The sequence below is a fragment of the Micromonospora sp. LOL_023 genome (genome assembly GCF_048060115.1).
Lineage (GTDB): Bacteria > Actinomycetota > Actinomycetes > Mycobacteriales > Micromonosporaceae > Micromonospora_E.
Window position 1 is genome coordinate 1 of the sequence record NZ_JBHMIM010000036.1, and the last position, 26,168, is coordinate 26,168.

At 71.1% G+C, this 26,168-nt stretch carries 21 protein-coding genes; 5 read left to right on the plus strand and 16 right to left on the minus strand.

Annotation, left to right across the window (positions count from 1 at the left end; translation table 11 throughout):
- Positions 1-339: 339 nt before the first annotated feature.
- Entirely contained in the window at positions 340-867 is a 528-nt protein-coding gene (locus ACFHVL_RS19375; RefSeq protein ID WP_416557402.1) for a hypothetical protein, read from the minus strand.
- On the minus strand, positions 864-1,622 hold the full coding sequence (locus tag ACFHVL_RS19380) for a GntR family transcriptional regulator (RefSeq protein WP_416557401.1): 759 nt from the start codon (positions 1,620-1,622) through the stop codon (positions 864-866). The genes ACFHVL_RS19375 and ACFHVL_RS19380 overlap by 4 nt, the downstream gene beginning before the upstream one ends.
- Positions 1,623-1,823: 201 nt before the next feature.
- On the opposite strand from ACFHVL_RS19380, the gene ACFHVL_RS19385 reads away from it, so the two are divergent.
- Positions 1,824-3,479 (plus strand): tetratricopeptide repeat protein, encoded by a 1,656-nt coding sequence (locus ACFHVL_RS19385; RefSeq protein ID WP_416629589.1) that lies wholly within the window; start codon positions 1,824-1,826, stop codon positions 3,477-3,479.
- A 128-nt stretch (positions 3,480-3,607) separates the two neighbouring features.
- On the opposite strand, the gene ACFHVL_RS19390 is transcribed toward ACFHVL_RS19385, so the two are convergent.
- The 8 genes from ACFHVL_RS19390 to ACFHVL_RS19425 form a co-directional block, all read right to left on the minus strand.
- Positions 3,608-4,747, minus strand: coding sequence for an ABC transporter substrate-binding protein (locus ACFHVL_RS19390; RefSeq protein ID WP_416615327.1), 1,140 nt, complete (start codon positions 4,745-4,747; stop codon positions 3,608-3,610).
- 76 nt (positions 4,748-4,823) lie between these two features.
- Positions 4,824-5,588, minus strand: coding sequence for an ABC transporter permease (locus tag ACFHVL_RS19395; RefSeq protein ID WP_416629590.1), 765 nt, complete (start codon positions 5,586-5,588; stop codon positions 4,824-4,826).
- On the minus strand, positions 5,585-6,400 hold the full coding sequence (locus ACFHVL_RS19400; protein WP_416629591.1) for an ABC transporter ATP-binding protein: 816 nt from the start codon (positions 6,398-6,400) through the stop codon (positions 5,585-5,587). Before ACFHVL_RS19400 ends, ACFHVL_RS19395 begins: the two co-directional genes overlap by 4 nt.
- Entirely contained in the window at positions 6,397-7,290 is an 894-nt protein-coding gene (locus ACFHVL_RS19405) for an ABC transporter permease (protein ID WP_416629592.1), read from the minus strand. The genes ACFHVL_RS19400 and ACFHVL_RS19405 overlap by 4 nt, the downstream gene beginning before the upstream one ends.
- Positions 7,287-8,300, minus strand: coding sequence for a TIGR03842 family LLM class F420-dependent oxidoreductase (locus tag ACFHVL_RS19410; protein WP_416629593.1), 1,014 nt, complete (start codon positions 8,298-8,300; stop codon positions 7,287-7,289). The genes ACFHVL_RS19405 and ACFHVL_RS19410 overlap by 4 nt, the downstream gene beginning before the upstream one ends.
- An 11-nt stretch (positions 8,301-8,311) precedes the next feature.
- The gene (gene hydA, locus ACFHVL_RS19415; protein WP_416629595.1) at positions 8,312-9,718 is read right to left on the minus strand and encodes a dihydropyrimidinase; all 1,407 of its coding nucleotides are present in this window, start codon (positions 9,716-9,718) and stop codon (positions 8,312-8,314) included.
- Positions 9,719-9,734: 16 nt separating this feature from the next.
- Positions 9,735-10,577 (minus strand): nitrilase-related carbon-nitrogen hydrolase, encoded by an 843-nt coding sequence (locus ACFHVL_RS19420; protein ID WP_416557393.1) that lies wholly within the window; start codon positions 10,575-10,577, stop codon positions 9,735-9,737.
- A gap of 288 nt (positions 10,578-10,865) precedes the next feature.
- Positions 10,866-11,936, minus strand: coding sequence for a lytic polysaccharide monooxygenase auxiliary activity family 9 protein (locus tag ACFHVL_RS19425; RefSeq protein WP_416629596.1), 1,071 nt, complete (start codon positions 11,934-11,936; stop codon positions 10,866-10,868).
- A 355-nt stretch (positions 11,937-12,291) separates the two neighbouring features.
- On the opposite strand from ACFHVL_RS19425, the gene ACFHVL_RS19430 reads away from it, so the two are divergent.
- The 3 genes from ACFHVL_RS19430 (at position 12,292) to ACFHVL_RS19440 (ending at position 15,961) form a co-directional block, all read left to right on the plus strand.
- Positions 12,292-12,669 (plus strand): hypothetical protein, encoded by a 378-nt coding sequence (locus ACFHVL_RS19430; RefSeq protein WP_416629598.1) that lies wholly within the window; start codon positions 12,292-12,294, stop codon positions 12,667-12,669.
- Positions 12,666-14,699 carry a glycogen debranching N-terminal domain-containing protein gene (locus tag ACFHVL_RS19435; RefSeq protein WP_416629599.1) on the plus strand — a complete coding sequence of 678 codons (2,034 nt, stop codon included), beginning with the start codon at positions 12,666-12,668 and terminating at the stop codon, positions 14,697-14,699. The genes ACFHVL_RS19430 and ACFHVL_RS19435 overlap by 4 nt, the downstream gene beginning before the upstream one ends.
- A gap of 158 nt (positions 14,700-14,857) precedes the next feature.
- Positions 14,858-15,961, plus strand: coding sequence for a Vms1/Ankzf1 family peptidyl-tRNA hydrolase (locus ACFHVL_RS19440; protein ID WP_416629601.1), 1,104 nt, complete (start codon positions 14,858-14,860; stop codon positions 15,959-15,961).
- Between the two features lie 30 nt (positions 15,962-15,991).
- On the opposite strand, the gene ACFHVL_RS19445 is transcribed toward ACFHVL_RS19440, so the two are convergent.
- Both ACFHVL_RS19445 and ACFHVL_RS19450 read right to left on the minus strand, forming a co-directional pair.
- On the minus strand, positions 15,992-16,867 hold the full coding sequence (locus ACFHVL_RS19445) for a universal stress protein (protein ID WP_416629603.1): 876 nt from the start codon (positions 16,865-16,867) through the stop codon (positions 15,992-15,994).
- Positions 16,867-17,841: an Acg family FMN-binding oxidoreductase gene (locus ACFHVL_RS19450; protein ID WP_416629605.1), complete on the minus strand. Its 975-nt coding sequence runs from the start codon at positions 17,839-17,841 to the stop codon at positions 16,867-16,869. Before ACFHVL_RS19450 ends, ACFHVL_RS19445 begins: the two co-directional genes overlap by 1 nt.
- Before the next feature lie 138 nt (positions 17,842-17,979).
- On the opposite strand from ACFHVL_RS19450, the gene ACFHVL_RS19455 reads away from it, so the two are divergent.
- Complete coding sequence (locus ACFHVL_RS19455) at positions 17,980-18,618, plus strand: response regulator (protein WP_416629606.1); 639 nt, start codon at positions 17,980-17,982, stop codon at positions 18,616-18,618.
- Positions 18,619-18,675: 57 nt separating this feature from the next.
- Here ACFHVL_RS19455 and ACFHVL_RS19460 read toward each other — a convergent pair whose 3' ends face one another.
- From ACFHVL_RS19460 to ACFHVL_RS19475, 4 genes are all read right to left on the minus strand, one after another.
- Entirely contained in the window at positions 18,676-20,349 is a 1,674-nt protein-coding gene (locus tag ACFHVL_RS19460; protein WP_416629659.1) for a GAF domain-containing protein, read from the minus strand.
- A 109-nt stretch (positions 20,350-20,458) separates the two neighbouring features.
- Positions 20,459-21,343, minus strand: coding sequence for a universal stress protein (locus ACFHVL_RS19465; protein ID WP_416629607.1), 885 nt, complete (start codon positions 21,341-21,343; stop codon positions 20,459-20,461).
- Positions 21,344-21,353: 10 nt separating this feature from the next.
- The gene (locus ACFHVL_RS19470; RefSeq protein WP_416629609.1) at positions 21,354-25,142 is read right to left on the minus strand and encodes an HAD-IC family P-type ATPase; all 3,789 of its coding nucleotides are present in this window, start codon (positions 25,140-25,142) and stop codon (positions 21,354-21,356) included.
- Positions 25,132-26,136, minus strand: a complete 1,005-nt coding sequence (locus ACFHVL_RS19475; RefSeq protein WP_416629611.1) for an Acg family FMN-binding oxidoreductase — start codon at positions 26,134-26,136, stop codon at positions 25,132-25,134. The genes ACFHVL_RS19470 and ACFHVL_RS19475 overlap by 11 nt, the downstream gene beginning before the upstream one ends.
- Positions 26,137-26,168 lie beyond the last annotated feature (32 nt).

Here is a 26,168-nt window from a genome sequence, read left to right on the forward strand (position 1 = left end):
CCTTCGCCGTCTACCGCATCTAACAAACCGTGATCAAATCAGGCATAGAGGAACAACGCCGGGGCCGTGGGAGTTGATCGAGCCGCTATTGCCGCGCCGGCCACATCGATCACCAGGACCACGACCGGCCCGACCGACCCCGCCAGCAAGGTATTCTGTACGTGCTGCACACCGGGATCGGCTGGGAGGACCTGCTGGCGCCGCCTCAGCAATCAGGCCAGCCCAAGATCGTTTAGAAGATCATCTGACGAAAAACCGGGCGACACGCCGGCGCCATCCCGGTTTTTCGTCAGATGATCATGGGGGTAGGCGTGCAGGATCGACGATCGGTCGTCCCGATCAGGGGCCGGAGAAGGTGCTGAGGCCGGCGAACGCAATGAGGCCGGCCAGTACGCCGGCGAGTCCGGTGAAGGCCTGCGTCCAGCGCGTCGTCGGGGAGATGGCGTACCGGGCGCCCCAGATGGCGAACACTACAAGGGCGGTCCCACCGAGGAGGAAGCCCCATCCGAGGGGCATCGGGCCGGTGTCGGGGCTCAGGTCGTGCAACCGGCCAGCCGCGACGGTCACCGCCATCACCAGGACCACTGTGTTGAAGGTGGCGTCTGCCGCGTCCAGCCGGTTGGTGAGGCTGTCGAACACGGTGACCACGCCGATCGCCGTGGCGGCGACCGTGGTTACGATCCGCGCCTGGCTGGTCAGCCAGGGCAGCACGACTCCGATGCCGCAGCACAACCCGAGCGTCGCCATCGCGGCCGCACCGATCGGCTGGCGGGCGTGACCCTGGCGCAGCAGATAGGGCATGCTCAGGAAGGACGACAGCATCACCGCACCGAGTGTCCACTGCAGCACCCACAGGACGACGTTCATCGCGGCGCGTTGGTAGGGGCCGCGCGGCCGGTGCCGGCCGAGGGAGCGCCGCCGGTCCGCTGTGGCGGGAAGGCGTCCAGGAGTTGGCGTTCGGCGGCGTCGAGGTAGGCGGTCAGGACCCGATGGGCCTCGACGAACTCGCCAGTGACGAGTAGCTGGTGGATCTGCCGGTTGTCTCGGATGTAGGGCTGGTGGAACGCCTGTACGGCGGGGACCACCAGAAACACCAGGCGTAGCTCGGCCAGCAGGCGACGCGCGGTCTGACTGAGGCGGCTGTTGCCGGCCAGGTCGGCGATGGCCTGGTGGAACCGCATGTTCGCCGTACCCACCTTCGCCCAGTCACCGGCGGCGGCGGCGACCTCGGCCGCCTCGACCGCCTCGCCGACGCGGTCCAGCGCGCCGGGTGGCGCGTCGGCGGCGGCGAGGACCGCGGCACCCTCGATGATCCGGCGGAACGCGTAGAGATCCCGGACGTCGGCGGCGGTCAGTTCCCGGATGAAGACGCCGCGGTTGAACTCGTGCGTGAGCAGGCCCTCGTGCGACAGCAGCCGGAACGCTTCCCGCAGGGTGTTGCGGGACACCCCTAGTGCCTCGCACAGGGCGTTCTCGCTCAGCCGGACACCGGGCGGGAAGACGCCCTCGGTGATCCGTTCACGAAGGACGTCCGCAACCCGTTCGCCGTAGCCGCCGAGGTCGAGGCGGGTGCGGTCGTCGGTCAGTCGGGCGACCCAGTCTTCACGCATCGCAGCTGCCACGACTGGAGGATACAAACAGTCGGATCGTTCAACGATCCGGTCACGCAGGACACGAGCAACCATCGATCTAGTATTGCAGGATTGTTGAACAATCCGCTACCTTCATCGTGTGTCGCATCCAGCGGAGGCTGCTATGTCCAAGCGCACGTCCCTACCTGTCGGCGTTGGTGCCCGCGCGACAGCGACCCGAGGAGGCCGACGATGAACCTGGAGGCCAGCCTCCGGGAGCGGGCGGCGCTGGACGATTCCGCCGCGATGGTGGAGCTGGCGCAGTGGCTGTTGGTACGGGGTCGGCGGTCCGAAGCCCAGCAGTGGCTGCGCAACGCCGCCGCCGCTGGCGACCTCGTCGGGATGACTCACCTGGGCGCGCGGCTCGCCCAGGAGGGCGATCTGCATGGCGCGAAGAGTTGGCTCGAGCGGGCCGCCGAAGCCGGGCAGGCCACCGCGATGGTGAGTCTGGGGATGGTGCGGGTCGACATCGCCGCAGGCCGTCACGGCAACCTGCGCACCCACCTGTTGCCGCGCAGCGGACCGGTGCACGACCGGAAAACCAGGCACTGGTGGCGACGGGCGGCCGAGGCGGGGGACCCGCTGGGAATGTTCCTCTGGTCGGTTGTCTGCGCGCGACGCAACCGTCCCGACGACAGCCTCCGGTGGCGGGAGGCCGCTGCCGAGTGCCGCGATCCAGCCGTGTTGCGCGCCATCGGCGACTTCTGCCGAATGCACAACGTGGACGACGCCGAGCCGTGGTACGACCGGGCGGTCAGCGCCGACGGTGACCCGATCGAGCGGTCGACCGCAGCCGCGCGCCTAGCTGAGCTGCTCCCCGATGACGAGGCCGAACGGCGGCTTCGCGACGCGGCCACATCGGTCGGAGCGTACGGCCGGGGTGTCCTCGGCGAGTGGTTGGAGCGGCGCGGACAGGTCGCGGAGGCCGAGGAGTGCTACCGCGCCGCCGCCGAGCAGGGCAGCCACCGCGCGATGAACAATCTAGCCGCCATCCTGCTGGATCGGGCCGAGACCGGCGCGGCCGAACGCTGGTTCCGGCTGGCCGCCGACGACGGGTTCGCCGAGGCCATGAGCAACCTCGCGGCCGTTCACCTGCGTCGCGGAGATCAACAAAGCGCGGCGTTCTGGCTGATCCGGGCGGTGGGCGCGGAGAACGACGTCGCCTGGCCGGCACTGCGGCAGATGCTCACGGGTGAGGGCCTGGACCTGCTCTCCGATGCGGTCGCCGGTGACACGCACCAGATGGCACTCGCGGGTACCTGGCTGGCGCGCTCGGCGATGACGGCGGAGGCGGAACCCTGGCTGCGGCGCGCGGCTGCCGCCGGCGATCCCGACGGCATGGACAGCCTGGGCTTCATGCTCAGCCAGCGACCCGGTGGCGGCACCGAGGCGGAGGCGTGGCTGGGCAAGGCGGTCGACGCGGGCAGCGTCAACGCCTGCTGCGAATTCGGCGTCTTCCGCGAACGCCAGCAACGCTATGCCGAAGCCGAAGAGCTCTACGCACGTGCCGCACGCGCCGGGCACGTCCTGGGTATGACGAACCTGGCCTCGCTGCTCGAGCAACGTGACGAGCTGACCGAGGCCGAACACTGGTACCGACAGGCCGCCGACCACGACCATCCCCGCGCCATGTCCAACCTTGGACGCTTGCTGGAACTGCGGGCCGATCACGGTCAGGCCGAGCATTGGTTCCTGCGCGCGGCCAGGACCGGCGACGCCGACGCGATGCACAACCTCGGCGCGATGTACGGACGCCGAGGCGACGAGCAACTGGCCCGGCTCTGGTACGTCAAAGCCGCCAAGGCCGGCTCCGACATCGCCAAAGCCAAGATCACCGGCCGATTCTGACCACCACGCGGTCCCGTCCACGTGCGACATGAAGATCAGATGACGAAAAACCGGGCGACACGCCGGTGCCGTTCCGGTTTTTCGTCATCTGATCATGGAGAACAGCGCGGTTGCCGACCGACCCTGGCTCAGGCGCCGCCGGGGTTGAGGGTGACGGTCAGCGGGGTGAAACCGGAGCCGGTGACGTCGACACCGTCCGCCTCCGCAGCTTCGAGCGCCTCGGTGATGTAGTCGTTGGTGTAGGCCAACCCCTCCGGCTCGGCGGTCAGCACCGTCTGGCCGTCCTGGTTCTTCGTGGCCAGCGACAACTCGACCGTACGCGCCCAGTCCGCCTCGTCGATCAGCCCGATCCCGCCGGTCGACGGCCAGATCAGCTTGTTGACCTCGTTGACCTGCCACAGCTGATGGCTGGCGCCCAACGTCGACCCGGCCGCGACGGACAGGTCCCGGCACTCCTCCGGGTTGTCCCGGCAGTACGCCCAGCCCTTGATGGTGCCGGTGAGGAACTTGACGGTCTGCTCCTGGTACGCCGGGTCGTCGAGCTTGGTGGTGTCGGCCCAGATGGCGTCCTGCAGCATCGCCGTCCCGACCTCGTTCCAGTCGAGCACCGTGAAGTCCTCCGGCGTGTACAGCTCACCGGTGTCCGGGTTCTCCGCCTCCAGCAGCTGCGCGTACTCGTTGTAGCTCATCGCCTGGGCGGCGTCGATGTCGCCGCGCAGCAGCGCCTGCATGTCGAACTGCTGCTGCACCAGGGTCACATCGGACCCCGGGTCCAGCCCGGCCTGGGTCATCGCGGCGAACAGCTCGAACTCGTTGCCGAAGCCCCAGTTGCCGACCTTCTTGCCGCGCAGGTCCGCCGGCCCGCTGATGCCGGAGTCGGCGAACGCCACCTGGTAGGTGCCGGAACGGGCGAAGATCTGCCCCACGTCGGTGATCTCGGCACCCTGCTCCCGCGACGCGAGCGCCTTCGGCACCCAGGCGATCGCATAGTCGGCCTGCCCCTGGGCGAGCACCGTCTGCGGGACGATGTCCACCCCGCCTTCGAGCAGCTCGACGTCGAGCCCTTCCTCCGCGTAGAAGCCCTTCTCGACGGCGGCGATGTAGCCGGCGAACTGGGCCTGGAAGAACCACTGCAACTGGACCTTCACCGTGGTGGTGCCGTCGGTGGCACCGCCACCAGCCTCCGGTTCCTCGTCCGCCGTACCGCAGGCGCTGATCAGCAGCGCGGCACCCGTCAACGCCGCCGCGGCGGCCAACCGTCTTCTCATCTTCGTCGTTCCTCCTGGTCGCGATGATGGAGCGGGGGACTGCGGCGCGGGACGGGAGCGCCAGGGGAAGCGGAGGTCACGGGGTCTGGCCGGTGCGCCAGGGCATCGCGAGGCGTTCCAGCAGCAGGGTCGCCAGGTAGAAGACCAGGCCGAGCAGGCAGGCGCCGACGACGAACGCCCAGGCCCGGGGGTACGCGGTGAGTGAGGCCGCCGAGGTGATCCGCGCCCCCAGCCCGTCCTGCAGCCCACCGAAGTACTCGGCGACCACGGCCGCGATCACCGCCAGCGACGACGCCTGGCGCAGCCCGGTGAAGACGAACGGCAGCGCGCCGGGCAGCCGCACCAGTCGGGCGAAGGTCCAGCCGCCGGCGGCGTAGCTGGCCATCAGCTCCCGGTGGATCGGCTGTACCTGACGCAGCCCGCGCAGCGTGTTGACGAAGACCGGGAAGAACGCGACCAGGCCGACCACGATCCGCCGGGGCACACTGCTGGCCGCATCGAACATGTTGTTGAGCACCGGGGCGAGCGCGATGATCGGCAGCGCGTTGACCAGCGCCGCCAGCGGCACCGACACTTCGCTGAGCAGCCGCAGCCGGCTTACCGCCAACGCCACCAGCACCCCGAGGGCCGCCCCGGCCAGCAGCCCGATCAGCGCGTTGGTGCCGCTGGCCAGCCCGGCGCTCAGCACCACCGTACGGCTGGCCCAGAACTGTTCGGCGATCGCCGACGGCGACGGCAACACGTACGGGGCGACCCGGCCCAGCCGTACCGTCGCTTCCCACAGCGCCAGCCCGACGAGCCCGACGGCGACCGGCGGCCCGGCCGCCCGCAGCGCTCTCACTGCACCGCCGGTTCGGCTGCCGCCAGTTGCACGCCGGGCTCGGCGGTGCCGCGCAGCGCCCGGCGGACCTCGGTGACGGCGGCGAAGAACTCCGCCGACTGCCGGGTCTGCTCCGTACGCTCGCCGAGGTCGACGTCGACGACGGCGGTGATCCGACCCGGCCGGGCCGACATCACCACCACCCGGTCGGACAGGTACACCGCCTCGGAGATCGAATGGGTGACGAAGACGGTGCTGGTCGCGGTGCGCGCGCAGATGCCGAGCAGTTCGTCCTGCAGGCGTTCGCGGGTCATCTCGTCGAGGGCCCCGAACGGTTCGTCCATCAACAGCAACGGCGGGTGTACGGCGAGCGCCCGCGCGATCGCCACCCGCTGCTGCATGCCGCCGGACAGCTGGGCCGGGTAGTGCCCGGCGAAGTCGGCCAGCCCGACCAGGGCCAGCATCTCGTCGACCCGATCCCGGCGCTGCGCGCGCCGCACCCCGCGCAGCTCCAGCGGCAGCTCGACGTTGCGCCGCACCGTCCGCCAGTCGAAGAGGCCGGCCTGCTGGAAGGCGATGCCGTACTCCTGGTCGAGTCTGGCCTGCCGGGCGGCCTTGCCGTTGACGGTGACCGTGCCGGCGGTCGGGGTGATCAGGTCGGCGATCAGCCGCAGCAGGGTGCTCTTGCCGCAGCCGGACGGCCCGATCAGCGACACGAACTCGCCCCGCCCGACGATCAGCTCCACCCCGGTCAGCGCGGTGACCGCGTCGGCCCGGCCGACGTTGAAGACCTTGTCGACGCCGCTGAGAGCTATCGCGTGCTCGGTGCTCATCCGGTCACCGCCACCCGCCGCTGGTGGCGGGTCAGTCCCAGCTCCAGCAGGGTCACCGTGGCGGCGACGACCAGGCCGAGCGCGGCGGCACCGAGGATCGCCGCGTACACCTTCGCCGGGGCGCTGGTCGCCTGCCGGGAGTACTCCAGGATCAGCCGGCCGATGCCGCCCCGGGTGCCGGTGGAGATCTCCCCGACGACCGCGCCGACCACGGCGGCGGCCCCGGCGAGCCGCAGCGCCGGAAACAGGTACGGCAGCGCGGCCGGGGCGCGCAGCTTCCACAGGGTGCGCCACCAGCCGGCGGCGTAGCTGCGCATCAGCTCCACTCCGGCGGCCGGCGGCGACTGCAGGCCGCGCAGCATGCCGACGGCGACCGGGAAGAACGCCAGGTACGCGGCGATCACCGCGACCGACATCCACGGCTGCCACGGGTAGGCGCCGATCGACAGCCGCCCGCCCCAGCCGGCGATCACCGGGGCCAGGGCGACCAGCGGCACGGTCTGCGACAGCACCACGTACGGCAGGAGTCCCCGTTCGACGATCCGCAGCCGCTGCATCGCGACCGCCAGGATCAGCCCGACCAGGGTGCCGGCGGTGAACCCGACGCCGGTCACCCCGAGGGTGAACAGGCAGGCGTCGACCACCACCCGCCACACCGGCTGGCCGGCGGCGACGTCGACCGCGCCGAGGCCGGCGACCACGTCGGCCAGGTGCGGCATGGCGGCGTCGTCGGCGCGCGGCAGCAGCGGTACGCCGAACAGGTCGGTGCCGTCCGGGTCGCCGACCAGTTTGTAGCCTTCCCAGATTGCGGCGGCGAGGGCGAGCGCACCCAGCGCGGCCCCGGCGACGCCGGCCCGCCGCGCCCAGCTGCTGGTCGGGCCGCTGGTCAAGACGCGACCACCCGGCGGTACGCGGGGATGATCTGCTCGCCGTACGCGGCCAGGGTTTCCTGCTTGGCGTCGTGTTGCAGGTAGACGGCGAACTGGTCGACGCCGAGTTCGCGCAGCTCGGCGAGGCGCCGCAGGTGTTCGTCGACCGGGCCGAGCAGGCAGAACCGGTCGATGATCTCGTCGGGCACGAAGTCGGTGTGGGTGTTGCCGGCCCGGCCGTGTTCGGCGTAGTCGTAGCCTTGGCGGCCGGCGATGTAGTCGGTGAGCACCTTTGGCACGCCGCCGCCGTCACCGCCGTAGCGGGCGACGATGTCGGCGATGTGGTTGCCGACCATGCCGCCGAACCAGCGGGTCTGCTCCCGCTGGTGGGCCAGGTCGTCGCCGACGTAGGCGGGGGCGGCGACGCAGAAGGTGACCGCGTCCGGGTCGCGGCCGGCACGTTCGGCCGCCGCCCGGACCGCACCGATCATCCAGGCGGCGATGTCCGGGTCGGCGAGTTGCAGGATGTAGCCGTCGCCGACCTCGCCGGCCAGGGCGAGTGCCTTCGGCCCGTACGCGGCGACCCAGACCTCCAGCGCCCCGTCACTGACCCACGGCAGGGTGATGTCGCGGTCGCGGTAGCGCACGGTCCGCCCGGCGGCCAGGTCGCGGATGACGGTGACGCATTCGCGCAGCTCGGCGAGGGTGGTGGGGCGGGCACCGAGGACCCGTACCGCTGAGTCGCCCCGGCCGATGCCGCAGACCGTACGGTTGCCGTACATCTCGTTGAGGGTGGCGAACGTCGACGCGGTGACGGTCCAGTCCCGGGTGCTCGGGTTGGTCACCATCGGCCCCACCGTCACTGACGAGGTGGCGGCGAGGATCTGGCTGTAGATGACGAACGGCTCCTGCCACAGCACGTGCGAGTCGAACGTCCACACGTGGCTGAAGCCGGCCTGCTCGGCCCGTTGGGCCAGCGACACCAGCTCCCGGCCGGGCGGGTCACACTGGAACACGACGCCGAAGTCCATGCTCGCCTCCTTCACAGCAGGTAGTCCGACAGGCCGCGGCGCAGGTAGCGGCCGTGGCCGGCGCGGCCGTGGTAGGCCCCGTCGCCGCTGACCAGGACGGTGCCGCGCGACAGCACGGTGTCGACCTTGCCGGTGATCTCGAACCCTTCGTACGCCGAGTGGTCCATGTTCATGTGGTGGGTGGCCGCCGAGATGGTGGTCCGGCCGGCCGGGTCGTAGACGACGATGTCGGCGTCGGAGCCGGGGGCGATGACGCCCTTGCGCGGGTAGAGGCCGAACATCCGGGCCGGCGTGGTGGCGATCGTCTCCACCCAGCGGGCCAGGGACAGTTTGCCGTCGACGACGCCCTGGTAGACCAGGTCGACCCGGTGTTCGACGCCGCCGATCCCATTGGGGATCTTGGAGAAGTCGCCGAGGCCGAGTTCCTTCTGGTCCTTGAAGCAGAACGGGCAGTGGTCGGTGGAGACCACCGCCAGGTCGTTGGTGCGCAGCCCCCGCCACAGGTCGGCGCGGTGGGGTTCGTGCCTGCTGCGCAGCGGAGTGGAGCAGACCCATTTCGCGCCCTCGAAGCCGGGCGCGCCGAGCTGGTCCTCCAGGGTGAGGTAGAGGTACTGCGGGCAGGTCTCGGCGAAGACGTTGCGGCCGGTGTCGCGGGCGGCGGCGACGGCGGCGAGGGCTTCGCTGGCGGACAGGTGCACGATGTAGAGCGGGCAGTCGGCGGCGACCCCGGCCAGCGCGATGGCCCGGCTGGTCGCTTCGGCCTCCAACGCGGCCGGGCGGGTCAGTCCGTGGTGGACCGGGTCGGTCTCGCCCCGGGCCAGGGCCTGGCCGATGAGCACGTCGATGGCGATGCCGTTCTCGGCGTGCATCATGATGGTGGCGCCGTTGTCGCGGGCCTTCTGCATGGCCCGCAGGATCTGGCCGTCGTCGCTGTAGAACACCCCCGGGTACGCCATGAACAGCTTGAAGCTGGTGATGCCCTCGGTGGCGACCAGCGAGTCCATCGCCTTGAGCGATTCGTCGTCCACCCCGCCGATGATCATGTGGAAGCCGTAGTCGACGTGGCAGTTGCCCTCGGCCTTCGCGTGCCAGGCGGCCAGCCCGTCGCCGACCACCTCACCGGCACGCTGCACCGCGAAATCGATGATCGTGGTGGTGCCGCCGTGTGCGGCGGCCCGGGTGCCGGTGTCGAAGGTGTCACTCGCGTTGGTGCCACCGAACGGGAGCTCCATGTGGGTGTGGACGTCGACGCCGCCGGGGATGACGTACTTGCCACTGGCGTCGAGGACGTCGACGCTGTCGGCCGGCCCGGTGCCGGGGGAGTGCAGCGCGGTGATCGTCTCGCCGTCGACGAGCACGTCGGCGGCGTACGGTCCGGTGGGTCCGATCACGGTGCCGCCGGTGATCAGCAGACTCATGGCTTCCTCCGCCGGCTCAGGGTTGGACCAGGTCGCCGTAGGCGTCCGGGCGGCGGTCGCGGTAGAAGGCCCAGCGGTTGCGGACCGTCTCGATCAGGCCGAGGTCGAGGTCCCGGACGATCAACTCCGGCTGGTACGGGTCCCCGGTGTCGCCGACGAACTTGCCTTCCGGGTCGACGAAGTAGGAGGTGCCGTAGAAGTCGTTGTCGCCGTAATCGGCCTCGACGCCGACCCGGTTGATCGCGGCGATGAAGTACTCGTTGGCCACCGCCGCCGCCGGCTGCTCCAGCTTCCACAGGTACGACGAGAGGCTGCGGCTGGTCGCCGACGGGTTGAACACGATCTGCGCGCCGGCCAGGCCCAGCGCCCGCCAGCCTTCCGGGAAGTGCCGGTCGTAGCAGATGTAGACGCCGATCCGACCGACGGCGGTGTCGAAGACCGGGTAGCCGAGGTTGCCGGGGCGGAAGTAGAACTTCTCCCAGAAGCCCTTGACGTTGGGGATGTGGGTCTTGCGGAACTTGCCCAGGTAGCTGCCGTCGGCGTCGATCACGGCGGCGGTGTTGTAGAGCAGGCCGGCCTGCTCGCGCTCGTACATCGGCAGCACCATCACCATGCCGTGCTCGGCCGCGAGGGCGGCGAACCGTTCGGTGATCGGCCCGGGGATCGATTCGGCGTACGCGTAGTACTCGCTCTCCTGCACCTGGCAGAAGTACGGCCCGTAGAACAGCTCCTGAAAGCAGATCACCTTGGCGCCCTGGGCGGCGGCCTGCCGGACGTACTCCTCGTGCGCTTTGATCATGGATTCCTTGTCGCCGGTCCAGGCGGTCTGGACGATGGCGGCGCGGACGACTCCTGACATGGGCGGATCCTCTCTGCGGTTCCGGTTTCCCGGCACCATTGATCCACTTCGGACAGCATGGCTGATCCGGCTGACCGGCCGTGACCTGCGCTTCCTGGCCCCGAGAAGGTACGACTGTAACCACGTGGGCAATGGCTGACAATAATATCCGTGTTACCGCCTGTTTCGGATGTGTAAGACGGTCAATTACCCACGATGGCCATCGATCTGATTTCGGCCCGGCATGACAACCGGGGCGGTGCCGCGAACCGCGACACCGCCCCGGAAGGCGTGCTGACCCGGTACGCCTCAGGTGGCGCGGCAGGTCACCGACGGTGTGCCGCCGGACGATGAGCCGATGAAGCCGAAGTTGGTGCTGGCTCCGGCTCCGAGGTTGCCGTTGTAGCTGACGTTGCGGGCGGTCACCGTCGAGCCGCTGGCCGAGACGGTGGCGTTCCACGCCTGCTGCACTGTCTGCCCACTGGGGTAGTTCAGCGTCACCGTCCAGCCACTGATCGCCGACGAGCCGGCGGTCACCCGTACGTCGCCCTGGAAGCCGCCGGACCAGGTCGAGGCGACCGTGTACGACGCGGTGCAGCCGGCCGAGCCGGGCGTCGGCGGGGTCGTCGGCGGGGCGGTGGTCGGCGGCGGCGTGGTCGGTGGGGCGGTGGTCGGCGGCGGGTTGCTGCCGCCGAAGTTCACGTCGCTGCAGAAGTAGTAGGACTGGTCCATGTGGCTGGCCTGCCAGATGGTGTAGACCATGTGCCGGCCGGTGCGCCCCGGGGCGCTGACCGGAATGTCGATCTGCACCCCGCTGGGCACGCTCTGCCACCGCGACGCCGGGGTGTTGCCGATCTGGGCGACGAGCTCCAGGTTGTTCCAGCCGAGTGCCTGGGTGACCGGGTTGAAGCCCTGGCGGGTCACGTATACCCGGATGTAGTCGGCACCGTGGCTGGCCTGGTCGAACAGCCGGAGGCTGAACGAGTTGTTGATCGACGTGGCGTGCCAGTTGCCGATGGTGTCCATCGCGTTGTAGCGACCGCCTTCGGTGCGTCCGCCGCTGCAGAGCTGGCCGTTCGGGATCGCTCCCTGGTGGTTGCCGCCGACGCCCTCGCGGTAGAGACCGTTCCAGTTCCACATGGCGCCGGCGTTGGCCTGCCATGCCTGGTAGCACATCGGGTCCTCGGTGGCCATCTGCGGGGCCATGTGGTTCCCGCCCCAGCGGTCCAGGCAGCTGTAGTTGCGGGACGCGGGGCCGACCACGGATCCGTGCGCGGAGGCCACGTTGGCCAGTGCGGTGGTGAGTAGCAACGCTGCGACGACTGCGACGACCAGGGAATAGAGCCCCAGAGGTCGGCGTGCGGTATTGAGTGCGAACATGTGCGGACTCCAACGTCGGTTGGTTCGCGCCGATGCGAGGACGCGAGTGGGAATGCTGGACGATTCGTCCGAGCGGACGCGTGACGATTGCCGTGCGTCGCGATCCAGCGGAGAGTTGCCCTGCTCCCCGCGCGGCTGTCGGCTCCCGAAGCCGTCCTGATCTGAGGCTGGCACAGAAATCGATATTTGTCAATAGTGCCCGTTGTCGGTGTGAACCGGACGGCTACTGCACCGGCACCGGCCCCGTCGCTGCCGGTCACTGCGGAGGCACTCCATCGGGTGATCGTCTGCCCGGGACCCGCGGGAGAGTGGCCAGGTGGGGAGACTCTCAGCGGGACGACCATGGAGGTGACCGATGTCGGTGTCAGTGCGAACCTTCTTCACCGAGCTGGACGGACCCGGCGCGCGGCAGTTTCCCCCAATGGTGAGTGGCACTCTACGGTTCGACATCCACGACGGTGACCAGGTCGAGCATTGGCTGGTGACGATGGCCGGCGGCCATGCGCGAGGCGAGCAGTCCGATGCCGACGCGGACTGCGTCATCGTGATCGACCGGGTGCTGATCGAGCGGATCGTAAACGGCGAGGAACGAATGTTCCCGGCCTTCTTCCGATTCGCGGCAACCATCGAGAAGGACTTCGCGCTGATCCCGGCGTTCGAGTGGTTGTTGCCGGACACCGTGGGCGCGCGCCACCCCCGGCAGCTCGCGTCGGGGTGGAAGGCAGCCCGGTGAGGAGCCTCAGCTACACCAACATCCTCGACGGCGACATGTTCATGATCAGTGATGCCCGCGGGGACATCATGCCGTCGAGCGAACTGCCCACCGGCCTGTTCGCCACCGAAATGCGGCTGATCTCCACCTGGAACCTGACGGTCAACGGAGAACAGCTGACCGCGCTGTCGATCGACGATCTGCAGTACTTCGAATCGCGCTACTTCCTCGTCCCCGGTGAGCCTACCCACTATGTCGACGCGAATCTTTCCATCATCCGGCAGCGATCGATCGGTGGCAGGTTGCTCCTGGAGCAGTTGACTGTGCTCAACCACCAGACAGTGCCGGTCGACCTGCAGATCCGGCTCGACATTGGCACCGACTTCGCCGACCTCACCGAGATCGCCGACGTGCAGAAGAAGGGCAAACTATCCATCGCCGTGGAAGGGGGTACGCTGCGACTGCTCTATCACCGGGACAACCAGGTCCGGGAGGTCGTGGTCTCCAGCAGCGCTGCCGGTGAGGTGGACGACCACGGCATGAGCTTCAACGTGCGGATCGCGCCGCACGACGCCTGGCGCACCACCTTCCAGGTGTTGTCCTGGGCCAGAGGTGCCGGTGCGCCCGACTTCCGCGAGGTGGTGCCCACCTACGACTCACCCGCCAAGGTGGAGATGGGTGAACGGCTAGATGAGTTTCTGGCCATCGCACCGACGCTGACCTGTGAATCGGCCGCCTTGGACCAGGCGTACCGGCGTAGCCTGATCGACCTGGCCGCGCTGCGTTACCCCGGCAACGCCCGGGGCGAGTATCTGCTGGCGGCCGGGCTGCCCTGGCTGATGGCCCAGTTCGGCCGGGACTCCATCATCACCTGCCTGCAGGCGGTTCCGTTCGTGCCGCACATCGTTCCCGCCGTTCTGCACTTCCTCGTTGACGGGCAGGGCGGCCGCCTCGACGACTTCAGCGAGTCGGAGCCCGGCAAGATCCTGCAGACGTTCCGCTACGGCGAGCGTTCCGGCTACGAGGAGATCGCCGCCTGCCCGTACTACGGCGGGGCGGACACGACACCGTTGTTCGTCGTCCTGCTCGAGGTGTACTTCCGGTGGACCGGGGACATCACCATCGTCCGGGAGCTCGAGTTCCACGCTCGGCTCGCGCTGGACTGGATCGACGAGTACGGCGACATCATGGACAACGGGTACCTGTGGTTCGCCAGGCGGAACAACCGGCTGGGCGTGGAGAACCAGTGCTGGAGGGACTCCGCTGACGGCATCTCGTACCGCGACGGCCGGCTACCGGTCGGCCCCCGGGCCACCTGCGAGCTGCAGGGCTACGTGTACGACGCCAAACGGCGGGGCGCCCGACTGGCCCGTGAGGTCTGGGGCGACCCGGCGTACGCGGACCGCCTGGAACGTGAGGCGGCCGACCTCAAGCGCCGGTTCAACCGCGACTTCTGGCTCGCCGACGGAAACTACTTCGCGCTCGGGATGGACGCGGACGGGAACCTGATCGACGCTTGTACCTCGAACATGGGACACCTGCTGTGGAGCGGCATCGTCGAGCGCGACAAGGCGCGGCACGTCGCCAAGCATCTGCTCGGCCGACGGCTCTTCTCCGGCTGGGGCATCCGTACGCTCGCCGAGGGCGAGGGCCGGTACAGCCCGGTCGGCTACCACACCGGCACGATCTGGCCGTTCGACAATTCGTTGGCAGCACTCGGGCTGCGCCGGTACGGCTTCGACGAGGAGGCGGCGACGATCGCCGGAGCGATGATCGAAGCCGCACAGTTCTTCGACGGCCGGCTGCCCGGCGCCTTCGCCGGCTACGACCGTGCGCTCACCAAGTACCCGGTGCAGTTCCCGGCCGCCTGCAGCCCGCACTCCTGGTCCGCCGGGGCGGTCCTGATGTTCGTCCGCACCATGCTGGGCCTGGAACCCAGAGGCGAACACCTGATCGTCCGTCCGCACCTGCCGAAAGGCATCGGCCGGCTCGAACTACTGGACATTCCCGGTCGCTGGGGCCTGGTCGACGCCTTCGGCAGGGGCCACTGATCAGCAATCGCGCGAATCACGCTTCCGCCAGGTTCGTGAGTTTCGACTGGCCCATGTGCCGATCATGATCATGCGAGGTCGGCTGGAGTAACGCACCGGGCGGCGGGGTACCGCGAAGAGACGACCGCTGCAGCAGAACGCCGAGGAAAGGACGAACTGTGACGTCGACCCAGGCTCGGACCACCGTCGCGGAGCTGGCCGGTGCGCCCGGCCCGTTCGTGTCGCTCTACCTCGACACCAGCGGGCAGGTTCCGGACACGGCCCAGCAGGTCGAGTTGCGCTGGCGCGCCGCCCGCCGGCAACTGGCCACCGCCGGAGCGCCGGAGGACCTGCTCGACACCATTGAATCGTTCACCGAACGCGCCCACCCCGGTGGTGACACCCTCGTGGTGATCGCCGATGCCGAACGGGTGCGGCTCGTGCGGCAGCTGCCGCAACCGCCGGCGGCGGAATTCGTCGCCTACGGACCGGTCCCGCACCTGCTGCCACTGCTGCGCTGGGAGCAACGACAACTGCCCGTGCTGGTGGTGGCGACCGACCGGGTCGGTGCCGACATCGTCGCGCTGCAGCCCGACGGCGCGGACCTCACCGAGACAGTGGCCGGCGACACGATGCACATCACCCGGTCACACCCCGGCGGTTGGTCCCAGCGGCGGTTCCAGCAGCGGGCCGAGGACCGTTGGGAGGCCAACGCCACGCTGGTCGCCGGCCGGTTGGCAGAGCTGGTCGACGAGGTCCGGCCGAGGGCGGTCGTGGTGACCGGTGACGTGCGTGCCGTGCAGTTCCTGCGGGACAAGTCGTCCTCGCGGGTGGCCGACCTGCTGCACGAGGTGCAAGGCCCGTACGACACCACCGACGCGGCCGTGGACCAGGCTGCCGACGTGCTACGCCGCCTCGCCGAGGCGGACGTGGCGGCGGTGATCGACGCCTTCCGACGTGAGCGCGGACAGGCCGACCGGGCGACCGGTGGCATCTCCGACACCCTGAACACCCTGGCCCGCCATCAGGTCGACACGTTGCTGCTGGTCGACGAACCACGGCTGCTGGCTCGACCGGCGTACGCCGGACCGAAGCCGGACCAGGTCGGTGCCACCGTCGGTGCGCTCACGGCACTCGGTGTCGACGAGCCGGTCCAGGCACCTGTCGGCGACGTCGCGACGTGGGCCGCCCTGGCCACCGGCGCCCGGGTGATCGCCGTACCGGCCGAGCTCGCCGACCAGGTGCCCGACGGCATCGGCGCAATCCTGCGGTACACCACCTGACAAGCCTCTGGTCAGCGCGCTGGCGGGGCGCTACGGGCGCGAGCGTGGCCGGGCGACCAGCACCGGGCAGTGGGCATGGTGCACCAGTGTCTGGCTGACCGAGCCGAGCAGCAGCCCGGTGAAGCCACCACGGCCACGCGAACCGACGACGACCAGGCTGGCCTTGCGGCTCGCCTCGACCATCACGGCATCGGCCTCCACTCCTTCCAGCGGGCGCTCCTCGACCGACAGGTCCGGATGCCGCCGGCGCACCGTGGCCACCGCTGCGGTGAGCAACTCGGCGGCCTCCTGCCGGGCGGCGTCCGCCGGCGCTACGGCCTCGGCGCTGTCCCGCATCGAACTGGGCCACCACACGTGCAGCACCGCCAGCCCGACACCCCGGGCCGCAGCCTCGTCGGCCGCCACACACAGTGCGTTCTCGGCGTGGTCCGAGCCGTCGACGCCCACCAGCACCGGGCCGTCGACGTCAACCGGCGCGTCCGGCGGGCGCACCACCAGGACCGGGCAGTGTGCGTGCCCCGCCACCTGGGAGCTGACCGAACCGAGCAGCAGCCCGGTGAAGCCGCCCAGCCCTCTGCTGCCGACCACCACCAGCTCGGCGTGCCGGGACTCCTCGATCAACGTGGGCGCCCCGCCGGCCGCCACCTGCCGGGTATCGACCTTGAGCCCTGGCCGGTCGGTGCGCAGCTGCGCCGCCGTCTCGGCCAGCATCCGCTCGCCGTCCTCGTTCGGGCCGGGCAGCTCGCCGTCGTACGGGTTGATCGGAATCCCGTAGCCGAAGGCATGCAGGTAGCCGTGGACCAGCACCAGCGGTACGCCGCGCCGGGTGGCGGCCTCGGCGGCGTGTTGGGCCGCAGCCAGACTCGCCGGCGACCCGTCGACACCGGTGACGATCGGATCAGTCATCATTCCTCCTGGACCGTGTCGATCACGTCGACCGGATCCCGACGCGGTGTCGGCCGACCGGGCTGACCGTATCCGATCCTAATCACCATTTGGGGGGATCCGAACCGGCCCAGTGCCAGCCGCAGCTGTTCACGGGCCTGTGTCACCTCGATCGGCTGGGACAGCATCGAGGCGGCCAGACCGGCGTCGGTGACTGCCAGCAGGACGTGCTGCAGGGCCTGGCCGGCGGTGAGTTGGTCGCTCGGCGTGTTGCCCGTCGAGCCGAGCACCGCCACCAGCGGCTCGTTTTCGAAGTCGCGCCCCGGGCCGCGATGCCGGTCGCCGAACGGCCGCTGTGGCAGCAGGTCCTGCGGCTCGGCGACCGGTCCACCGGCGGCGGCTGGCACCCCGTCGGGTGCCGGGAAGTGCCGAACCCAACGGGCCACCTCCGCCTGATAGCCGGGATCCCGGTCGAGCACCCGGCTGGCGCTCATCGCGATCTCGGCGACCGCGCCGACCGCGGTCGAGCCGATCACCAACTCCAGCCAGCCGCCTTCGACCTGGGCCGCTCCGATCAGCCGTCGCCGGACCGGCGGCGGTACCGGGTCCGGCCGGAACGGCGACCGGTTGCTGCGCCGACGCGCAATCGCCGCGTACAGCCGGGACTCCGTCGGCGTCGCGGCCCGCGGCTCGCCGGGCACCAACCGGGCGAGCAACGGCGGGTCGGCGGGGTCCGGCCGTAGCCGAACCTGGGCCGGCACACCACGAACGGCCAGCGCGAGCCGCATGTTGAACAGGGCGGCGCCGCAGCCGAGCCGTGCGGCCCAACCGGTCGGGTCACACGCGATCAACCGCCGGTCCGGGTCGAGTCGGACCTCGATCGCGCCGTCGACGAGGCGGAACCGCCACGGCTGGCTGTTGTGCAGCGACGGCGCGCGGACCGCCGCGGTCACCGCGGAACGCAGCTGGGCGGTGGTGAACGTGGTGGTCAACATAGCTAAACGGTGCGCCGGTCGGGCAGCGTACGGCAGGGTCGGATGTCCCGCGCTCGTGGGCCGCAGGCCCTGTCCGGCCCCCGCCACGCGGGACTTTGGTCCCTGGTGCCGCGGTCCGCCACCGGGTACAAACAGGAGATGATCCGCGTCTTTCTGCTCGACGACCACGAAGTCGTCCGCCGTGGCCTGGCCGACCTGCTGCAGAGCGGCGGCGACATCGAGGTCATCGGCGAGTCCGGGTCCGCGCAGGAGGCAACCAGACGGATCCCGGCGTTGCGTCCGGACGTGGCGATCCTCGACGCCCGGCTGCCCGACGGCAGCGGCATCGACGTCTGCCGGGACATCCGCGCCGTCGACTCGACGATCAACGGACTCATCCTCACCTCGTACGAGGACGACGAGGCCCTGTTCGCGGCGATCATGGCGGGGGCGGCCGGCTACGTGCTCAAGCAGATCCGGGGCACCGACCTGGTCGACGCGGTGCGTCGGGTCGCCGCCGGCCAGTCGCTGCTCGACCCGGCGGTGACCCGCCGGGTACTGGAACGGATCCGCAGCGGCGTCGAGGAGCCGCACGAGTTGAAGTCGCTCACCGAGCAGGAGCGGCGGATCCTGGAGTACGTCGCCGAAGGGCTGACCAACCGGGAGATCGCCGGCAAGATGTTCCTCGCCGAGAAGACGGTCAAGAACTACGTCTCCAGCCTGCTCGCCAAGCTCGGCCTGGAGCGGCGCACCCAGGCAGCGGTGCTAGCCACCCGGCTGCTCGGCCCCCGGCACTGAGCCTGGCGCGAGGCCGCCACCGCCACCTCAGTGGTGGTGCGCCGGCTACCAGCCCGGTCAGTCCCGCAGCGGCACCGTCCAGGTGAGCAGCGTGCCACGCGGGTCGTTGGCGCCGATGGAGAACTCCCCGCCATGCTGATCGGCGCGTTCCCGCAGGTTCACCAGACCACCTCGGGCGACGCCCGGGTCGATCCCGACGCCGTCGTCGGCGACGGTCAGCACCAGCTCGCCGGCCAGCGCCCTGACCCGCACCGTGACCTGAGCCGCCCTGGCGTGGCGGACCACGTTCGACAGGGCTTCCCGCAGCACCGCCAGCAGGTCGGGGCGGACCGGATCGGGTACGGCACTGTCGACCGGACCGTCCAACTCCAGCACCGGCCGGAAACCGAGCCCGTCGGCGGCCAGATCGACCGCCTCCCGCAACTCGGTGCGCAGCGCCGCGCTCATCGGTGTACGCAGTTCGAAGATCGCCCGCCGGATGTCGCGGATGGTGGAATCGAGGTCGTCGACGGCGGCGTTGATCCGCTTGCCGGCCTCCGGCCGGCCGGTCAGCGGCAGCGCGCTCTGCAGCTGCAGCCCGGTGGCGAACAGCCGCTGGATGACCACGTCGTGCAGGTCGCGGGCGATCCGTTCGCGGTCCTCCAGCACCACCAGCAGTTCACGTTCCTCCTGGGCTCGGGCCCGCTCGATGGCCAGCGCCGCCTGCCCGGCGAAGCTGGCCAACAGCGGTACGTCCCCGTCCGCCGGCAGGGTGACATCGGCCCGGTGCGCCACCACCAGCACGCCGTGCAACGTGTCCGCCACGGTCAGCGGCGCCACCACGGCCGGCCCACCGGCGACCGGCACCGGCCAGGGAGCGGACTTCGCCAGGCTCTCGACCATGATGTGCTGGCCGCTGGCGACCGCCCCGGCGAAGCTGGTCTCGCCGGTCGGCAACGCGGCGCCGACCAGCCCCGGCGGTGGCCCCTGCGGGGCGTCGACCACCTCGACGATGAACTGCCCCGCCTCGTCGTCGTTGACCAGCACCAGCACCATCTCGGCCTCGGCAACCTCCCGGGCCCGCCGGGCCACCAGGGCCAGCGCGTCGGTACGGCGTACCGGACCGAGCAGCACCCCGGTGATCTCGGCGGTGGCGGCCAGCCAGCGTTCCCGCCGGCTGGCCAACTCGTACAGCCGGGCGTTCTCGATCGCCACGCCGGCCGCGGCGGCCAGCGCCACCACGATCTCCTCGTCGTCGTCGGTGAACTCGGCCGCCCCCTGCTTCTCCGCCAGATAGAGATTGCCGAAGACCTGGTCGCGGATGCGCACCGGCACCCCGAGGAAGCTGTGCATCGGCGGGTGGTGCGCCGGGAAGCCGTACGAGCGGGGGTGCCGGGTGATGTCGGGCATCCGCACCGCCGCCGGGTCGTCGATGAGCAGGCCGAGCACGCCTCGCCCGTGCGGCAGGTCGCCGATCGCCGCGTGGGTCGCGGCGTCCACCCCGTGGGTGATGAAGTCGACCAGTTGGCGGTCCGGGCCGATCACTCCCAGCGCGCCGTAGCGGGCACCGGCCAGCCCGCACGCCGCCTCGACGATCCGTCGCAGTGTGCTGTGCAGATCCAGGTCGGTGCTGATGCCGACGACCGCGTCGAGCAGCGCCCGTAGCCGTTCCCGGCTGGTGACGACCTCACCGACCCGGTCGAGCATCTCCTGCAGCAACTGGTCCAGCCGCACCCGCGACAGTGGTGTCAGACCGAGCGACGGGACGTCCCGGTGTTCCTCCGGCAGGGGGTTGGCGGCCACGACGACGATGCTAGTCAACGAGCTCGGTCAGTTCGATCCTTGACAGCTCCGACTCTGGTCAGTCCTTGGCGACCCGGACGATCGCCAGCGGACTCTGGCTGCGGTAGAGCAGCGCGTTGCTCACCGAGCCGAGCAGCAGCCCGGTGAAGCCGCCCCTACCTCGGGCACCGACCACCAGCAGTTGGCCACGCTGGGACTCCTCGGTGAGCACCTTGGTCGCCCGGCCCTGAACGGACATCTGCCGGACGGTCAGTCCCGGGTGGCGGTCCCGGACGCCGGCCACCGACTCGGCCAGCAGCGCCTCCTCCTCGGTCTGCAGCGCGGCCACGTCGTAGACCAGTGGCTGCATGTCGCCGGGGCCGATCGACGGCGGGTGGGTCCAGGTGTGCACGGCGAGCAGATCCGCACCGCGCATGCTGGCGGCGTCGGCGGCGAACTCGACCGCCCGTGCGGACAGCTCCGAACCGTCGACGCCGACGATCACCGGCCCGTCCGCGACGCCCTCGCCCCGGGCCACCAGCACCGGACATTCGGCGTGCGTGGCGACCTGGGAGGCGACCGAGCCGATCAGAGCCCCGGAGATCGGGCCGAAGCCCCGGTCACCGAGGACGACCACGGCGGCGGACCGCGACTCGGCCAGCAGCACCGGAGCGGCGGCGCCGTCGACCACCTGCGTGGTGGTCTCCACCTCCGGGGCGACCTTGGCGGCGGCCTCGGCGGCCGCGTCGACGATCTCCCGCGTGTACCGTTCGATCTCGCCCTGCGGCGGCACCGCCGGGGCCATCCCCATCCCCAGCGGCACCTGCGTCGCCGGCCAGGCGAAGGCGTGCACGATCCGCAACGGTCGCTGCCGGAGCGCTGCCTCCCGGGCGGCGAACCGGGCGGCCTGCACCGCCGAGGCGGAACCGTCGACGCCGACGAGTACGGGTGCCTGGGTGTCCATTGGTTGCTCCTCAGGTTTCGGTGCCGCGGACCTCGCTGGTGTCGACGACCTGTGCGGTGGGCATCCGGGGGGTGTGCGGTGGCCCGGCGTGGTCCGGGCTGGCGATCCCCAGCCGCAGCACCAGGTACGGGTGACCGAGCTCGGCGAGGATGTGCCGCAACGTCTGCCGGGTGCTGGTCGCCTCGACCGCGCCGCTCAGCGGCACCACCGAGATGCCCAGCTCGGTGGCGGTCAGCCAGGATGCGGAGAGCGCCTCGCCGGCGGCCAGCCACGACGCTGAGTCGTCGTCGTCGCCGAACAGCAGCGTGTAGACGGCTGCCCGGTCGTGCCCGCCACCCACCGGCAGGGTGCCGGCCCGGCCGAAGTCCCGGCCGGGCACCGTGGTCTGCGCGGGCTGCTCCGGCAGCACCTGCTCCGGCAACCCGGTGCCGGCCGGGGCGCCCAGCCCGGTCCAGTAGTCGAGCTCGCCATGGATCTGTGGATCCTCCGACGCCAGCTCCTCGGCCCGGCTGGCCGCCGCCGCGAGCAGTAGCACCTGGTCGGAGGAGAGGATCTGCATCCGTACGGTGGCCCCGGTGGCGGCGGTGATCGCGGTGACCGACGCGACCGGCACCGGTTCGTCGCTGACCGGCCGGCGGTCGGTGTGCCGCACCCGCATCGCCTGGACCAGCCGTACGGTGCCGGCCGGTACCGGGATCTGCTCCGTCGGCCGGAGCACAGCCAACAGGTCGGGGTCGTCGGCGTCGGGCAGCCGGCGCACCTGCGCGGTCCAGCCCTGCGCGGCCAGCGCGATCCGGGCGTGGTGCAGCGCGGCACCGCAGCTGAGCATCAGCAACCGCCCGTCCAGGTCGGTGGCCGGCAACTGCCGGTCCCGGGCGGCGCGCAGCTCCAACCCCTCAGGGCGGACCCGCCAGTGCCACGGCTGGGTGTTGTGCACCGACGGCGCGTACCCGGCCGCAGCGGCGGCCTCGGCGAGCACCGCGGCGATCGGCCGGTCGGTGCTGGTCGTCGTCTCGGTGGCTGTCGTCGTCGCTTCGTTCATCTGGTGCTCCTTCTGGTCAGGTCTGCGCCGTGCGGCCACCCCACCGGGCGGCCGGGTGCGGGAATCCGGACCCGAACTGCTTCTGTTCCCGCTCCGGGACAGATGTAACGTCAGGGCCGGCAGCGCCGCGACGGCGGCACAACCCGCGAGGTCGGTCACGGTCAGCGGATCGGTGCCGAGCAGGGCCGCGAGTGGGCCGAGATAGACCCCGGCGATTTGCAGCACCGCGGCCGTGGCGACCGCGACGAGCAGGCCCGGGTTGCCCATGCGACGCCACCCGCCGGAGTCGCCGGCCGGCACCGACCTCGGCCGGCGGGCCCGCACCGCGAGCGCCACCCCGAGCTGGGCCAAGCCGAGAGTGACGAAGACCATGGTCTGCCACGGGCGGCCGGTGTGGAATCCGGTGACGCCCGCCGCCAACGTGACCGCCGTGATCAACGCGCCGATGCCGAGTACCCCGGCGCCCAGCCCGGCGCCCAGCACCGATTCGGTGGGCGGTCGGGGCGGCCGGTCCAGCACGTCCGGCTCGGCCGGTTCAGCGCCCAACGCCACCCCGGGTACGCCGTGGGTGAGCAGATTGATCCAGAGGATCTGACCCGGCAGCAGTGGCAGCGCCAGCCCGAACAACGGGCCCAGCAGCATCACCGCGAGCTCGGCCACCCCACCGGCCAGCGCGTACCGCAGGAACCGGCGGATGTTGTCGTAGATCCGCCGGCCCTCACCGACAGCCGTCGCGACCGTACGCAGGTTGTCGTCGACCAGGACCAGGTCGGCGGCCTGCCGGGCGACGTCGGTGCCGCTGCCCATCGCCACCCCGATGTCGGCGCGGCGCAGCGCCGGACCGTCGTTGACCCCGTCGCCGGTCATCGCCACCACGTGACCGCGCGCCTGCAGCGCGGCGACCACGTCCAGCTTCTGCTCCGGCTGGATCCGGGCGAACACCCGGGCACCGTCCGGACTGTCCGGGGTGGTGGCGACCGGGTCGCCGGCCGACCAGATCCCCAGTTGGCTGCCGACGGCCGCGGCGGTGCCCGGATGGTCACCGGTGACCAGCAGCAGCCGGATCCCGGCGGCGGCGAAGGTGCGGGCGACGTCTGGGGCGTCGGAGCGGACCGGATCACCGATCCCGAGTAGCCCCAACGGCCGCAGCCCACGGGGTCGGGCCGGATCGGGTGGCGTCGCGCCGACCGCCGCGGCGACCGCGAGAGTGCGCAGCCCTTGCTCGGCGAGCGTCCGGGCCTGGTCGGCGAGGACAGCGAGTTCGTCGGCCGTGGCGCTGCTGACCGCCGAGGTCAGCACCGTCTCCGGAGCGCCCTTACAGACGGTCAGGTACTGACCGTCGCAGGTACGGTGCACCGTGGCCATCCGCCGGTTCGCCTGGTCGAACGGGTGCTCGGCGACCCGTGGCCAGGCCCGGCGTACCTCGTCGGCGGCTAGCCCGACCCGCCCGGCGAAGGCGACCAGGGCCGCTTCCAGCGGATCCCCGACAGCCCGCCAGCCAGCACCGTCACCCGGTGCGCCGATGTCGCCGTCCGGCCGGGTGGGCCGGCTGCTGTCCGGTGCGGTGGGTCCGGTGCTGTCCGGCGCGATGAGTTCGGCGTCGTTGCACAGCAGCGCGGCCCGGGCGAGCTGGCGCAGATCGTCGGGAGCGACCCCGACCGCCACCCCGACCGTGGGATCGGTCGGGTCTGTGCCGGTCGGGTCTGTGCCGGCCAGGTCCGGGTCGGCGCACCGCACGATCCGGCCGGACGGCTGGTAGCCGACGCCGTCGATGTCGTAGCGGCCGACGTTCGTGACGGCCCGCTGCACCGCCATCCGTCCCTCGGTGACGGTGCCGGTCTTGTCGGCGGCGACGATTGTCACCGAGCCGAGGGTTTCCACGGCGTGCAGCCGACGCGGCACCGCGCGGACCCGGGCCATCCGGTGCGCGCCGAGCGCCAGCGCCAGGGTGACGACCGCCGGCAGCGACTCCGGGACCGCCGCGACCACCAGACTGACCGCGGTGACGGCGAGCTCGGCGACCGGCTGTCCGCCGCCGAGGCCGATCAGGAACACCAGCCCGGACAGCAGTACGGCGGTCAACCCCAGCAGCCGACCGAGCCGGTTCAGCCGTCGCTGCAACGGGGTCTGTCCGGGCCGGGTGTCGCGCATCAACGCCGCGACCCGCCCGAGTGCGCTGTCGGCGCCGGTACGGGTCACCACCCCCGTGGCGCGGCCGGTCACTACGACGGTGCCGGCGTGGGCTGGGTCACCCTCGCCGCGCCGGACCGGCACCGACTCGCCGGTCAACGTGGACTCGTCGCACTGCAACCGGGAAGCGTCGACCAGCACCAGGTCGGCGGGGACGACATCCCCGGCAGTGACCTTGACCCGGTCGCCGGGCACCAGCTCCGCCGCCGGGACGACCTGGTCGACGCCGCCCCGGAGCACCCGGGCGACCGGCGCGGCCAGCCTGCCGAGCGCGGCGATCGCCCGGTCGGCTCGGACCTCCTGGGCGACACCGATGGCGGTGTTCACCACCACGACCAGCAGGATCACCGCCGTGTTCGGGTAGTCGGCCAGCAGGGTGGTGACGACTCCGGCGGCGAGCAGCAACGCCACCAGCGGATCGGTCAGCTGCCGGGCCACCCGGCGCGGCAGCCCGGTGCGGGCCGGCCCGTCCGGCACGGTGTTCGGGCCGTACTCGGCCATCCGCCGGGCGACCTCGGCGACGTCGAGCCCGCCCGGGTCGGCCGTCGGCCCCGTCTCAACCAGCACCGGCCACCCCCATCGGGGTGGTGTCGAGCAGGTCGGCGAGCGCCCGCCGGGGCACCGGCGGGCACAGCGGGCCGTAGCCGATCCGGACGATCGCCTGGGCCTGTTGCCCGTCGTGGCGGTCGCAGAGCAGGTCACGCAGCTCGGGGAACTCCAACGGCTGGGTCATCGGGGTGGTCGCCAGCCCGCGTACCGTCGCGGTCAGCAGCATCCGCTGCAGCGCCTGCCCGGCCCGCAGCCAGTCGCGCAACGCGTCACCGGTGGTGTACAGCACGGCGAGCACCGGGTCCGGTTCGAACTCGGCGACCCGGCGGCGCCGGGCCGGCCAGACCAGGCCGAAGTCGCGCACCGGCACGGACCGGGGCACCGGCCAGGGGCCAAAGGCCTGCGGCGGTACGCCGTCGAGCCGGCCGGGCCGTTGCCTGGTCCACCGTTCCAGCTCCGCCCAGTACGCCGGCTCCACCCGTCGCCGATCCTCGGCGTTGCCGATCAGCGCCACCATCGACTCGCGTACCAGCGGGTCGACGACCGTGAGCCGGCCGTGTTCGACGCGGGCGGCGGCGGCGAGTTCGTCGAGTACCTCGGGTGGCACCGGCAGGTCGGCGAACGGCCGCCGGTTGGTGCGCCGGTGCGCGATGGCGCGCGCCAACAGGCGTACCGTTTCGTCGGTCTCGACGGGCGCGCCGACCGCGACCCGGGCCAACAGGTCGGGTTCGTCGGGTTCCGGAATCAGCCGGGTCATCGGCACCCGGCCGTGGGCGAGCATGGCGACCCGCAGGTTGAACACGGCGGCACCGATGCTGATGGCCAGTTCCCGGCCGTCCGGGTCGATCAGGTCGACCTGCCGCGACCGGTCGGCGAGGATCTCCACCCCGCCGAGGTGCGGCCGGAACCGCCACGGCTGGCTGTTGTGCACCGACGGCGCCGCTGCCGCCGCCTTCAGGCAGTCCGCCATCAGCGGACCGGGCCGACCGTTCCAGAGCCATCCGGCGTTCATCGCCGTCCACCACCCTTTCCGCACCGTTCGCC

Excerpts from the sequence above, each read along its gene's own strand:
- ACFHVL_RS19450 (WP_416629605.1), bottom strand. The coding sequence starts at position 17,841 with ATGTTGACCACCACGTTCACCACCGCCCAGCTGCGTTCCGCGGTGACC.
- ACFHVL_RS19420 (WP_416557393.1), bottom strand. The coding sequence starts at position 10,577 with ATGTCAGGAGTCGTCCGCGCCGCCATCGTCCAGACCGCCTGGACCGGC.
- ACFHVL_RS19390 (WP_416615327.1), bottom strand. The coding sequence starts at position 4,747 with ATGAGAAGACGGTTGGCCGCCGCGGCGGCGTTGACGGGTGCCGCGCTG.
- ACFHVL_RS19375 (WP_416557402.1), bottom strand. The coding sequence starts at position 867 with ATGAACGTCGTCCTGTGGGTGCTGCAGTGGACACTCGGTGCGGTGATG.
- ACFHVL_RS19445 (WP_416629603.1), bottom strand. The coding sequence starts at position 16,867 with ATGACTGATCCGATCGTCACCGGTGTCGACGGGTCGCCGGCGAGTCTG.
- ACFHVL_RS19410 (WP_416629593.1), bottom strand. The coding sequence starts at position 8,300 with ATGGACTTCGGCGTCGTGTTCCAGTGTGACCCGCCCGGCCGGGAGCTG.
- ACFHVL_RS19465 (WP_416629607.1), bottom strand. The coding sequence starts at position 21,343 with ATGGACACCCAGGCACCCGTACTCGTCGGCGTCGACGGTTCCGCCTCG.
- ACFHVL_RS19400 (WP_416629591.1), bottom strand. The coding sequence starts at position 6,400 with ATGAGCACCGAGCACGCGATAGCTCTCAGCGGCGTCGACAAGGTCTTC.
- ACFHVL_RS19475 (WP_416629611.1), bottom strand. The coding sequence starts at position 26,136 with ATGAACGCCGGATGGCTCTGGAACGGTCGGCCCGGTCCGCTGATGGCG.
- ACFHVL_RS19455 (WP_416629606.1), top strand. The coding sequence starts at position 17,980 with ATGATCCGCGTCTTTCTGCTCGACGACCACGAAGTCGTCCGCCGTGGC.
- hydA (WP_416629595.1), bottom strand. The coding sequence starts at position 9,718 with ATGAGTCTGCTGATCACCGGCGGCACCGTGATCGGACCCACCGGACCG.
- ACFHVL_RS19385 (WP_416629589.1), top strand. The coding sequence starts at position 1,824 with ATGAACCTGGAGGCCAGCCTCCGGGAGCGGGCGGCGCTGGACGATTCC.
- ACFHVL_RS19425 (WP_416629596.1), bottom strand. The coding sequence starts at position 11,936 with ATGTTCGCACTCAATACCGCACGCCGACCTCTGGGGCTCTATTCCCTG.
- ACFHVL_RS19430 (WP_416629598.1), top strand. The coding sequence starts at position 12,292 with ATGTCGGTGTCAGTGCGAACCTTCTTCACCGAGCTGGACGGACCCGGC.